This is a genomic window from Roseateles sp. AC306 (assembly GCF_979253795.1).
In genome coordinates this window covers 553596-565795 of the sequence record NZ_CEEDEB010000001.1, presented here as the reverse complement: position 1 = coordinate 565795, position 12200 = coordinate 553596, and the positions used below count along the sequence as shown (strand labels likewise).

11 protein-coding genes are annotated in these 12200 nt (G+C 69.6%); all 11 read left to right on the top strand.

What is annotated here, in order from left to right:
- Positions 1–77: 77 nt before the first annotated feature.
- The 11 genes from AC0IZJ_RS02265 (at position 78) to AC0IZJ_RS02215 (ending at position 12199) form a co-directional block, all read left to right on the top strand.
- The gene (locus AC0IZJ_RS02265; RefSeq protein WP_471846221.1) at positions 78–2435 is read left to right on the top strand and encodes a hybrid sensor histidine kinase/response regulator; all 2358 of its coding nucleotides are present in this window, start codon (positions 78–80) and stop codon (positions 2433–2435) included.
- Entirely contained in the window at positions 2435–4438 is a 2004-nt protein-coding gene (locus AC0IZJ_RS02260; RefSeq protein WP_471846219.1) for an ATP-binding response regulator, read from the top strand. Before AC0IZJ_RS02265 ends, AC0IZJ_RS02260 begins: the two co-directional genes overlap by 1 nt.
- The gene (locus tag AC0IZJ_RS02255) at positions 4435–5538 is read left to right on the top strand and encodes an HD-GYP domain-containing protein (protein WP_471846217.1); all 1104 of its coding nucleotides are present in this window, start codon (positions 4435–4437) and stop codon (positions 5536–5538) included. The genes AC0IZJ_RS02260 and AC0IZJ_RS02255 overlap by 4 nt, the downstream gene beginning before the upstream one ends.
- A gap of 105 nt (positions 5539–5643) precedes the next feature.
- The gene (locus AC0IZJ_RS02250) at positions 5644–6381 is read left to right on the top strand and encodes a sulfurtransferase (RefSeq protein WP_471846214.1); all 738 of its coding nucleotides are present in this window, start codon (positions 5644–5646) and stop codon (positions 6379–6381) included.
- Positions 6378–7331, top strand: a complete 954-nt coding sequence (locus AC0IZJ_RS02245) for an alpha/beta fold hydrolase (RefSeq protein WP_471846212.1) — start codon at positions 6378–6380, stop codon at positions 7329–7331. The genes AC0IZJ_RS02250 and AC0IZJ_RS02245 overlap by 4 nt, the downstream gene beginning before the upstream one ends.
- Positions 7332–7357: 26 nt before the next feature.
- Positions 7358–8134: an ABC transporter substrate-binding protein gene (locus AC0IZJ_RS02240; protein WP_471846210.1), complete on the top strand. Its 777-nt coding sequence runs from the start codon at positions 7358–7360 to the stop codon at positions 8132–8134.
- Positions 8134–8910 (top strand): transporter substrate-binding domain-containing protein, encoded by a 777-nt coding sequence (locus tag AC0IZJ_RS02235; protein WP_471846208.1) that lies wholly within the window; start codon positions 8134–8136, stop codon positions 8908–8910. The genes AC0IZJ_RS02240 and AC0IZJ_RS02235 overlap by 1 nt, the downstream gene beginning before the upstream one ends.
- A gap of 2 nt (positions 8911–8912) precedes the next feature.
- Positions 8913–9605, top strand: a complete 693-nt coding sequence (locus tag AC0IZJ_RS02230) for an ABC transporter permease (RefSeq protein WP_471846206.1) — start codon at positions 8913–8915, stop codon at positions 9603–9605.
- Positions 9606–9634: 29 nt separating this feature from the next.
- On the top strand, positions 9635–10288 hold the full coding sequence (locus AC0IZJ_RS02225; RefSeq protein WP_471847125.1) for an ABC transporter permease: 654 nt from the start codon (positions 9635–9637) through the stop codon (positions 10286–10288).
- A 2-nt stretch (positions 10289–10290) separates the two neighbouring features.
- Positions 10291–11418, top strand: coding sequence for a succinylglutamate desuccinylase/aspartoacylase family protein (locus AC0IZJ_RS02220; protein WP_471846204.1), 1128 nt, complete (start codon positions 10291–10293; stop codon positions 11416–11418).
- Between the two features lie 10 nt (positions 11419–11428).
- The gene (locus AC0IZJ_RS02215) at positions 11429–12199 is read left to right on the top strand and encodes an ABC transporter ATP-binding protein (RefSeq protein ID WP_471846202.1); all 771 of its coding nucleotides are present in this window, start codon (positions 11429–11431) and stop codon (positions 12197–12199) included.
- Position 12200: the final 1 nt, after the last annotated feature.

Here is a 12200-nt window from a genome sequence, read left to right as displayed (position 1 = left end):
CAGGGCGCGGCTGTGGATTCCTCCCCACGTTCGCGCCCACCGGCCACCCATAATCCGCCGGCTCAACGCCTCCCAACATGCCCCAGCGCAAGATCTCGCTCGGCCTTCTGCTGCTCGCCATGGCGGCGCTTCTGGCGCTGCTGGCCCTATTGCTGAGTCTGCGCGGCATGGGCGGCGCATCCCTCGGCGCTTCCGCCGGCGTTTCGCTCGACGCCGCGCTGGCCCTCAACCTGCTGCTGCTGCCCCTGCCGCCGCTGTGCGTGCTGGCCCTGCGCCGCCACGACAAGGACGCCCTGGCCCATGTCGCTGCGGCGCAGGCGGCCACCGACGCCAAGACGCGTTTCCTGGCCCAGATCAGCCACGACATCCGCACGCCTATGAATGCCGTCATGGGCATGACCCAGCTGGCCTTGCAGACCCAGCTCACGGCCGAGCAACGCGACCTGCTGACCAAGGCCGACGCCGCCTCGCGCACCCTGCTCGGTCTCATCAACGACCTGCTCGACGTCGCCAAGATCGAAGCCGGTCATATGCGCATCGAGTCGCTGCCGCTGCGGCTGGAGGACGTCGTCAGCCAGGCCATGGAGCTGGTGCGGCCGCTGCACGCCAACGCGGCCGTCACCCTCATCTGCGACTGGGCGGATGCCAGCCTGCTTGGTGGGCATGGCCAGTTGCAGGGCGACGCGCTGCGGCTGCAACAGGTGCTCGTCAACCTGCTGTCCAACGCCATCCGGTTCACGCCGGCCGGGGATGTACGCCTGCGGCTGTCACGACAGCCACCCGCGGCGCTGGACGGCGTGTCGCTGTTCATCACCGTGCAGGACAGCGGCATCGGCATGGCGCCCGAGCAGGTCGCCGACCTGTTCCGCGAGTTTCACCACGGCGATGTGTCCATGCAGCGCCGCCATGGCGGCACGGGCCTGGGCCTGGCCATCACGCGCCGCCTCGTTGAGCTGATGGGCGGCAGCCTGGACGTGCGGAGCCAGCCCGGCCGCGGTAGCTGTTTCGAGATCCGGCTGACGCTGGCGCTGGATGCCACCGCCACACCGCCCGAAACACTCAAGCCCCGCCGCCTGCTGCTTGCCGAAGGCCACGACGACAGCCGTGCAGCCACCCACGCCTTGCTGGCCCACCTCGGCCTGGAGGATGGCGTGGCCACCAGCATCGACGTTGTCAGCACGCTCGGCGCGCTGGACGCCGCCCGTCAAACCGGCCGGGGCTTCGACTGGCTGCTGCTCGACTGGCATCTGCCCGGCCCCGGACCGACCGGAGCCGACTTGCTGGCCCGGCTGCGCCGCGACCACCCGGCGCTGCGCATTGCCGTGCTGAACCCGCCCGGCCTGGATGACGGTTCGGCCCAGGCCCGCGCCTTCGGAGCCCGCGCGCTGTGCCCGCAGCCGCTGCTGCCGGGCGAGCTGCGGCGCCTGCTGGGTGACTCGGCGGGCGAGCGACCGCTTGCCGCCGACGGGCAGTCGCTGGCCCATCTGCGGGTGCTCCTCGTCGAGGACCATCCCGTCAACCAGGAGATCGCGCTGCGCCTGCTGAGCAGCCGCGGCGCCCACGTCGACGTGGCCGGCAATGGCCAGGAGGGGCTGGACCGTCTGCAGGCCCGCGGCCCCGGCGCCTACGACCTGGTGCTGATGGACCTGCAGATGCCCGTGCTCGACGGCCTGAGCGCGACACGGCGCCTGCGCGCACTGCCCGGCTTCGAGACCCTGCCGGTGCTTGCCATGACGGCCCACGCGCTGGCCGAGGAGCGCGCCCAATGCATGGCTGCCGGCATGCAGGGCCACATCGCCAAGCCGCTGGACGTGGCCCGTCTCGTGCGTGAGCTGCAGCGCTACCGATCGCTGCCGCCGCAGTTACCGCCGCCGTCACCGCCCCAGGCCGTGGCACCGGTGCTGGACATGCCGCTGGGCCTGCGCCAGTTCGACGGCCAGGCCGCGCTCTACCGCCGCACGATGCAGGGCTTTGCCGCCCAGTACGCCGATGGCCTCGCCGGCTGGGCCGGATGGCTCGCGGCCGCGCAATGGGTCGAACTGCGCCGCGCTGCGCACACGCTGCAAGGCCTGGCGGCAACGCTGGGCGCACAGCCCCTGCACCGCCAGGCCCTGGCGCTGGAGCGCAGCGCCGCAGCGGCCGACGCGAGCGCCGCGGCCGGCCAGATCGAACGCGTTGAAGCGGGGCTGGCCGAGCTGCTCGCCGAGATCCGCCAGATCCTGGCAGAGCCGGCCGCCGCGCCCCTGACCCAAGGCCCCGGCGACCTGTCCGACCTGCATCGACTGCTGGGCCAGAGCGACAGCCGCGCGCTGGACTGGTGGCAGGCCCACGGTGCGCACAGTGGCCTGGACGCAGCGACGGTCGGCCGCCTGACGCATGCGCTGGGCGCGCTGGATTTCGACGCCGCCCTGCTGGCGCTGAAGGACCATGCCTGATGGGAGTGGCCACCCTCGTCATCGTCGGCCCGGTTGGCACGCGCTGGCTGTTCGGCCTCATTGCCGCCTCGGCGCTGGGCGCCTGGGCCAGCGAGACGGCGCTCGGTGTCATCGACCCCAACGACCGCGTCGCCTATCCCTGCCTGGCGCTGGCCTTCTCGATGCTGGCGGGCCTGGCCTGGCGGCAGCCGCAGCGGCTGCGCGACTGGCAGCGCTGCGGCGTCACGCTGCTGGCCATGTATTTCAATCTCGGCATGCTGGCCTTCACGCTGCGCCCCGACCCCGGGCCCAGCCTCTACACGCTGGCCAGCCTGGCGCCCTGGACGATGGGCGGCTGCCTGCTGCTCTTCATCACCTGGCGGGCGCGCCAGGCGCTGCTCATCTCGGTGAGCCTGCTGGTGGTGATGCTGGCGCCGCCGACGCTGCTGCGCTTTGCCGGCCGCCCGCCCGCCTGGCTGGTCGAGTCCTGGCCGCTGCTGGCCAACCTGGCGCTGTGCCAGACCATGTTCTGCCTGGCGCTGTGGGGGCTGTCGCGGCAGTTCGCGCGGCTGCGGCTGCTGGCGCCGGCTGGCGACGGCCCGGCCACGCCCGACGACCTCGTCAGGGCGCGCCTGCTGGAACTGGAGCGCTCGCGCGCGGCGGCCGAGGCGGCCTCACGGGCCAAGTCCGATTTCCTGGGCAACATCGGCCATGAGATCCGCACGCCGATGAACACGGTGCTCGGCCAGACGCGCCTGCTGCTGGCCAGCCGCCTGCACGCCGGGCAGCGCAGCCAGCTGCAGGAGGTGGCCGAGGCCGGCGAGGCCCTCGTCAAGCTCATCGACGGCCTGCTCGACTACGCCGATCTCGATGCCGGCCGCATGCAGCTGGCCTCCGAGCCGCTGCTGCTGGAGCAGTTGCTGGGCAGCGCTTTCGACGCGGTGCGTCCGGCCGCCCAGGCCAAGCAGCTGGAGCTGCTGTGCGACGTGGCTTCGCCCGAGCTGCTCGGCGAAGCCGGCGCCCGGCGTGGCGACGCGGTGCGGCTGACCCAGCTCATCACCGAGCTGCTCGTCAACGCCGTCAAGTTCACGCAGGCCGGCCAGGTCAAGCTGAGCGTCAACCTGGAGGCGGACGGCGCCTGGCGGCTGCGTGTGCGCGACAGCGGCGTGGGCATCTCGCCCGAGCAGCTGGCCCATCTCTTCACGCCGTTTGCGCAGGCCGAGGCCAAGGCCTCGCGGCGCTTTGGCGGCACGGGCCTGGGTCTGGCCATCTGCCGGGCGCTGGCCGAGCGCATGGGCGGCACGCTGACCGCCCGCAGCACGCCCGGCCGCGGCAGCGCCTTCGAGCTGACGCTGCCACTGCCGCCCTGCCCCGGACTGCCGCTGCCGCCGCTGGCCGATCTGCGCAGCGTCCTCGTCGTGCAAGCGGCGCACAGCCCGGGCCATGACGCGCTCGTGGGCCTTGTCAAGGCGCTGGCACCGGCGGTCCGCCTGGAGCTGCTGACACAGGGCAGCCAGGCCCTCATGCGGCTGGCGGGCGCGCCCTGCGACCTGCTGCTGGTCGACTGGGTGCTGCCCGACATGGAAGGCGGCGAGCTGCTGCGGCGCCTGGCCGCTGTCGGCGCCACCGGCAGCGCCCGGCGCATCGTGCTGATGAGCGCCTTCGACACGCCGGTGCTGCGCGCCCGTGCGCTGCGCCAGGGCGCCCACGCGCTGGCCGCCAAACCGCTGCTGCCGCACACGCTGCGCCGCCTGCTCGACCTGAACCGGCCCCTGCCCGCTGAGGCACCAGCGGCCGCCCTGCCCGACCCGCAGGCGCCGACCACCGACCCGGCGACGCTGATGAGCGAGCTCGACAGCCTGCTGGGCGAGGCCGACAGCCATGCGCTGACGCTGTGGGAGCAGCACGGCTCGGCCTTCATCGACATGCTGCCGGCGCGCCAGGCCAAGGCCCTGGCCGGCGCGATGCAGCGCTTTGATTTCGACGAGGCCCAGGCCGCACTGCGAGGCGAGAGCACATCATGATCCCGCACGACGACCTTGTTCTGCCGCAGGCCACCATCCTCGTCGTCGACGACACGCCGGCCAACCTGACGTTGCTGGCCCAGGTGCTCAAACCCGATTACCGCGTGCAGCTTGCCGTCAGCGGCGCCAAGGCGCTGGAGATCTGCCGCCGCCACCCGCCCGACCTCGTCGTGCTGGACGTGATGATGCCGGAGATGGACGGCTACGAAGTCTGCCGCCTGCTCAAGGCCGACCCGGCGACGCGCCGCGTGCCCGTCATCTTCCTGACCGCGCTGACGCGCACCGAGGACGAGAGCAGCGGCTTCGAGGCCGGCGGCGCCGACTTCATCCACAAGCCCTTCAACCCCGCCACCGTGCTGGCGCGGGTGCGCACCCACCTGCGGCTCAAGCAGGCGGAGGACCATCTGCTGCACCACAACGCCCAGCTCAGCGGCGAACTGGAGGCACGCCGCCGCGAGGTGGAGCGGCTGCGCGACACGACCCTTTTCGTCATGGTCGGCCTGGCCGAGTTCCGCGACGCCGACACCGGCAACCACATCCAGCGCACCCAGGAATACGTGCGCACGCTGGCCCGCTGGATCGCCGACCAGCCCGACAGCCCCGCCGACCTGACCGAGTTCGCCATCGACGAGCTCGCCAAGGCCGCACCGCTGCACGACATCGGCAAGGTCGCCATCCCGGACGGCATCCTGCTCAAGGCCGGCAGGCTGTCGGCCGACGAATGGCGAATCATGAAGACGCACGCCGAGCATGGTGCCGACCTGCTGCAGCGCGCCATTGACCGCCTCGGCGACGACGCCGGCCTGATGCTGACCTACGGCAAGCAGATCGCCCGCCACCACCACGAGAAATGGGACGGCAGTGGCTACCCCGACGGCCTGGCCGGCGAGGCCATCCCGCTGTCGGCGCGGCTGATGGCGGTGGCCGATGTCTATGACGCGCTGATCAGCGTGCGGCCCTACAAGCAGGCCATGACGCACGACGAGGCGCTGGCCTTCATCCGCGACGGCAGCGGCAGCCACTTCGACCCGCGCGTGGTGGAAGGGCTGGAGGCCTGCGTGGGCGAGTTCCGCCAGATTGCGTCGAGGTGGGCCGATTGATTCGGTTCATTGCGCGTTGGTGGTTGGCGTGACGAGTGAGGCAGACCGAGAGCCCTTGCGCGAAAGCGGTTCACGCGCAATGAGCCATTGATAATCGGCCCCCTCATGCAGTCCGGTTCCGTTCTCAACATTTCTTGCTACCTCTTCGTCTCGCTGACCGACACGGGAGCGCTGCGCGACCGCCTCGAAGCGCGAGCCGAATCCCTGGACCTCAAGGGCACGGTGTTGATCGCCGAAGAGGGGATCAATCTCTTCCTGGCCGGCCCGGCCGAAGCCGTCAACGCCTGGGTGAACGAGTTGCGCACCGATGCCCGCTTCGCCCCGCTGACGCCCAAGGAAAGCTGGAGCGAGGTGCAACCTTTCCAGCGGCTCAAGGTCAAGGTCAAGCCCGAGATCATCCGCATGAACCGGCCCACGGTGCGCCCCGACCAGGCGCCCCGCGCCCCGGCGCTGGCGCCAGCCACGCTCATGCGCTGGCTGGACCAGGGCCATGACGACGCCGGCCGCCAGGTCGTGCTGCTGGACACGCGCAACGGCTTCGAGGTCGATGAGGGCGCCTTTGACGGCGCCATCGACTGGCGGCTTCACAAATTCAGCGATTTCCCGGACGCACTGGCCGCGCACAGACAGGAGCTGGACGGCAAAACCGTGGTGAGCTATTGCACCGGCGGCATCCGCTGCGAGAAGGCGGCCATGGTGCTGAAAGATGAAGGACTGACGGCCTGGCAGCTGGATGGCGGCATCCTCAAGTACTTCGAGGACACCGGCGGCAAGCACTACCACGGCAACTGCTTCGTCTTCGACGATCGCAGGGGCGTCAACGCCGATTTGAGCCCCACGTGAGTCGTCGGTTCGGTGACGTCGCACTGAAGGCCGTCGGCATCCTGCTGATGCTGGCAACGCTGGCCTTTGCCGTCGGCAAGGCGCCCGACCGCTCGCTGGAAAGCCTCATCCAGCGCTGGGCGCCGCCGCCATCGGACTTCGTCGAGCTTGACGGCCTGCTCGTCCACTACCGGGACCAGGGCCCCAGCAGCGACCCCCTGCCCCTCGTCCTCATCCACGGCACCGGCGCCAGCCTGCACACCTGGGAGGGCTGGGCGACGGAGCTGGCGCGGACGCGCCGCGTCATCAGCTTCGACCTGCCCGGCTTCGGCCTGACGGGCCCCAACACCGACGGCGACTACCGCGAGGCTCGTTACGTGGCCTTCACGCGCGGCCTGCTGTCACGCCTGGGCATCGGCCGGGCCATCGTCGTCGGCAACTCCCTGGGTGGTGGCGTGGCCTGGGAGCTGGCGCTGGCGGAACCCTCACGAGTGGCCGGCCTCGTGCTGGTCGACGCCACGGGCTACGACTTCGTGCCCGAGGTGCTGCCGTTGGGTTTTCGCATCGCCCGCACGCCGGTGCTGCGCGAGCCCATGCGCTGGGTGCTGCCGCGCCGCGCCATCGAGCAGAGCGTCGCCCAGGTCTACGGCGACCCGTCGCGCATCAGCGCCGCACTGGTGGACCGTTATTACGAGCTGGCGCTGCGCGAAGGCAACCGCGTGGCGCTGATGCAGCGCATGGACCAGATGGCCCCCGGCCCGGTCGAGCGCCTGGCCGAGATCAAGGTGCCCACCCTCATCCTCTGGGGTGGCCAGGACCGCCTCATCCCGCCGCGCTGGGGCGAGGCCTTCCACCGCGACATTCCGGGCAGCCGGTTGGTGGTGTTTCCCAGCCTGGGCCACGTGCCTCATGAAGAAGGCCCGGCTGCTACCCTTGCGGCCTTGCGCGATTGGCTACCTGCCGTCCACTGAACACCGTCCCACCCAAAAGGTCCGACATGAAGAAAACCGCCCTGTTTGTGCTGGCCCTGGCTGCATCCGTCGCCCAGGCTCAGGCCCCCGAGTGGAAGAAGCTGCGCATCGGTGTCGAAGGCGCCTACCCACCGTTCTCCGAGATCGGCCCCGACGGCAAGTTGAAGGGCTTCGAGATCGAGCTGGTGCAGGCCTACTGCGCCGAAATGAAGGCCCAGTGCACGCTGGTGCAGCAAGAGTTCGACGGCCTCATTCCCGCGCTGCAGTCGCGCAAGGTGGACGCCATCTTCGCGAGCGTTTCCATCACCGCCGAGCGCCAGAAGGTGATCGGCTTCAGCAAGCCCTACTACGCCACGCCGGCCCGGCTCGTCGCCAAGGCCGGCGCCAAGCTGGAGCCCACGGAGGCCGGCCTGAAGGGCAAGAAAGTCGGCGTGCAGCGCGGCACGACGCACGAGACCTATGCCGCCGCCACCTTCAAGCAGAGCGAGATCGTGCGCTACGGCAGCCAGGACCAGGTCTTCCTCGACCTGAAGAGCGGCCGCCTGGACGCGACGCTGATGGATTCGCCGGCGGCCGACTTCGGATTCCTGAAGAAGCCCGAAGGCAAGGGCTTCGCCTTCGTCGGCGGCGCCGTGCTGGACGACAAGATCTTCGGCGTCGGCACCGGCGTGGGCATGCGCAAGGCCGACGAGGCGACGCTGGGCAAGAAGTTCAACGCCGCCATCGACGCACTGCAGGCCAACGGCACGTTCAAGAAGCTGGCCGACAAGTATTTCGACTACGACATCTCGCCCAAGAAGTGATGCGCAGGCGCTCCGCCCTGACCGCCGGACTCCTTTGGGCAGCCGCCGCCCGCGCTCAGGCGCCACAGCGCCTGCGCATCGGCTTTGCCGTCGGCTATGCGCCTTTCAGCGAAGTCGGCACCGACGGCCAGCTCAAGGGCTTCGAGATCGACGTGGCCCAGGCGCTGAGCCGGCAGATGGCACAGCAGTTCACGCCCGTCATCCTCGACTTCGACGGCCTCATCCCGGCCCTGCAGTCGCGCAAGATCGACGCCATCATGGCCTCGATGTCCATCACGCCGGAGCGCCAACAGCTCATCGCCTTTTCCTCGCCCTACTACTTCTCGCCGGCGCGCATGGTCATGCGCAGCAACGCCGGGCTGGACGTCAGCGCGGCAGGTTTGAAGGGCAGGCGCATCGGTGTGGAGCGCGGCACCATCCATGAGCGCTTCCTTGCGGAGCAGTTCAAAGGGAGCCAGGTGTTGCGCTACGCGACGCAGGATCAGGTCTTCCTCGACCTCAAGTCCGGCCGCCTGGATGCCACGCTCGTGGACGCCGTCATCGCCCAGTTCGGCTTCCTCAACAAGAGCGACGGGCGCGGCTTTGGCTTCTCGGGGCCGGACTTCGGCCGCGACGAGCGCTACTACGGCAAGGGCATCGGCGTGGGCCTGCGCAAGGCCGACGCGCTGACGTTGGGCCGGCGCATCGACGAGGCGCTCGCGGCCCTGCGTGGCAATGGCACGCTCAAGGCACTGAACGACCGCCATTTCGATTTCGACCTCGTCACACCGCGCTAGACATGTTGCTGCACGGATTCCTTCCCAGCCTCATCGAAGGCGCGGCCGTCACGCTCGGCGTGGCGCTGTCGTCGCTTGCCGTCGCCGTCGTGCTGGGCCTGGCGGGCGCCCTGGCCAAGTTGTCGCGCTCGCGCTTCGCCCAAGGCATCGCGGCCATCTACACGACGCTGATCCGCGGCGTGCCCGACCTGGTGCTGATGCTGCTCGTCTTCTACGGCGGCCAGGTGGCCATCAACACCCTGGCGCCCATGCTCGGCCATGAGGACTACATCGACATCGACCCCTTCGTGGCCGGCTCGCTGACCATCGGCTTCATCTTCGGCGCCTACCTGACGGAGGCCTTCCGCGGCGCCTTCCTGGCCGTGCCGCCGGGCCAGCGCGAGGCCGGCCTGGCCTACGGCATGAGCCCGCGCCAGGTGCTGTGGCGCATCACGCTGCCGCAGATGCTGCGCCATGCGCTGCCGGGGCTGTCCAACAACTGGCTGGTGCTCGTCAAGAGCACGGCCATCGTCTCGGTCATCGGCCTGTCTGACCTGATGACGCGCGGCCAGCAGGCCGCCGGCAACACGCGCGAGCCTTTCAGCTTCTACCTTGCCGTGGCGCTGATCTACCTCGTCTTCACCAGCGTGTCGGAGCTGGGCTTCAGCTGGGCGAAGAAGCGCCTGGCCATCGGCGTGCGGGAGGGCAGTCTGTGAACTTCGAGGCTGTCCTTGAGAACCTGCCGATGTATCTGTCGGGCCTCGGCATCACGCTGAAGCTGCTGGCGTTGTCGCTGCTGTGCGGCCTGGCGTTGGCGGTACCGCTTGCGGTCGTGCGCACGGTCTCCAGGGGCTGGGGCTCGCGGCTGGTTTGGGCCTACACCTACGTCTTCCGCGGCACGCCGATGCTGGTGCAGCTCTTCCTCTGCTACTACGGCCTGGCGCAGTTCGATGCGGTGCGCGAAAGCGTCGCCTGGCCCTGGCTGTCGTCGGCCACCTTTTGCGCCTGGCTGACGTTCACGCTGAACACCGCCGCCTACACGACCGAGATCATCGCGGGCAGCATCCGCGCGCTGCCGGCCGGCGAGATCGAGGCGGCCAAGGCGCTGGGCATGGGCCGCGGGCTGCTGGTGCGCCGCATCGTGCTGCCCGCCGCCCTGCGCCGCGCGCTGCCGGCCTACGGCAACGAGGCCATCTTCATGCTGCACGGCACGTCGCTGGCCAGCGTCGTCACGCTGCTGGACCTGACCGGCGCCGCCCGCGCCGTCAACGCCAAGTACTACCTGCCCTTCGAGGCCTTCATCACCGCCGGCGCCTTCTACTTCGTGCTGACGCTCAGTCTGGTCGGGCTGTTCCGCTGGGCCGAGAACCGCTGGCTGAAACCCATGATGAGCCGTTGATCATGCAAACCATTCGCCATCCCCTCATCTCTCCCGCGCCCGGCACGCAGCGCGAACTCGTCTCGCTGCACTACGGCAAAACTGGCGGCCCTTCATCGACAGGAAAGGCCTATATCCAGGCCTCGCTGCACGGCGACGAACTGCCCGGCATGCTGGTCGGCTGGCATCTGCGGCAACAGCTCGATGCGCTGGAGGCCGCCGGCCAGATCAGCGGCGAAATCGTCCTCGTGCCCATGGCCAACCCCATCGGCCTCTCCCAGTTCCTGCTGCATGCCCACCTGGGCCGCTTCGAGCTGATGTCGGGCGAGAACTTCAACCGCCATTACCCGGACCAGGTCGACACCGTGGCCCGTGCAGTCGAGTCGCAACTGGGCAGCGACGCCGCCGCCAACGTCGCCCTGCTGCGCCGCGCACTGAAGGCCGCCGTGCTGGCGTCGCCAGCCGACACCGAACTGCAATCGCAACGCCGCACGCTGCTGGCACTGTCCTGCGACGCCGACATCGTGCTGGACCTGCACTGCGACGCCCAGGCGCTGATGCACCTCTACACCGAGACGCCCTGCTGGCCCGATTGCGAACCGCTGGCGCGCTTCCTCGGTTCGCGCCTGACGCTGCTGGCCCAGGACTCGGGCGACAACCCCTTCGACGAAGCCTGCTCGCAGGTCTGGTGGAAGTGGGACAAATACTTCGGCGGCAGGTTCCCCATCCCGCAGGCCTGCCTGTCCGTCACCGTCGAGTTGCGTGGCGCCTGTGACGTGACGCATGAGCTGGCGGCGGCTGACGCGAAAAACATCGTCGACTTCCTGCGCTGGCGGGGCCTGATCACCGGCGACAAGCCCGCCCTGCCCGACGCGGTCGGCGACGCCCGCCCGTTGGCCGGCAGCATGCCCATCAAGTCGCCCGTGGCCGGCGTGCTGACCTTCCTGAAGGACGTCGGCGCCGAGGTGAGGGCCGGCGAGGTGCTGGCCCATGTCATCGACCCCGTCACGGCCGAGGTGACCGAACTGAAGAGCCCCGTCGACGGTCTTTTCTTCGCGCGCGATTTCCTGCGCTTTGCCAACGCCGGCATGCGCGTCGCCAAGGTCGCGGGTCGCGAAGCGCTGCGCACCGGCAAACTCCTCGGCGCCTGAACAGACCAGCATGAGCGACATCCAGCTTCAAGCCACCAACATCCATAAGCGCTTCGGCGAGCGTGAGGTGCTCAAGGGCATCTCCTTCGCGGCCAGCCGTGGCGACGTCGTCACGCTGATCGGCTCCTCGGGCTCGGGCAAGAGCACGCTGCTGCGCTGCCTCAACCTGCTGGAGCAGCCGCACGAAGGCGAGATGAGCCTGTGCGGCGAAGCCCTGAAGCTGACCCGCGACCGCGACGGCACGCTGAAGGCGGCCGACGCCAAACAGCTGCAGCTCTGGCGTGCCAAGCTGGCCATGGTGTTCCAGAACTTCAACCTCTGGGCCCACATGACCGTGCTGGAAAACGTCATCGAGGCGCCCATCCATGTGCTCGGCAAGCCCAGGGCCGAGGCCGTCGAGCGTGCGCAGGCGCTGCTGGCCCGCGTCGGCGTGTCCCACCGCGCCAGCGTCTACCCGGCCCAGCTCTCGGGCGGCGAGCAGCAGCGCGTGGCCATTGCCCGCGCGCTGGCGGTCGACCCCGAGGTGATGCTCTTCGACGAACCCACATCGGCACTGGACCCGGAACTGGTGGGCGAAGTGCTCAAGGTCATGCGCGACCTGGCAGCGGAGGGCCGCACGATGATCGTCGTGACGCACGAGATGGGCTTTGCGCGCGAGGTGTCCAACCACTGCCTGTTCCTGCATCAGGGCAAGGTCGAGGAAGAAGGCAATCCGAAAGAGATGCTGCTGCGGCCGCAATGCGAGCGGCTGCAGCAATTCTTGTCGGGCGGGTTGAAGTAGG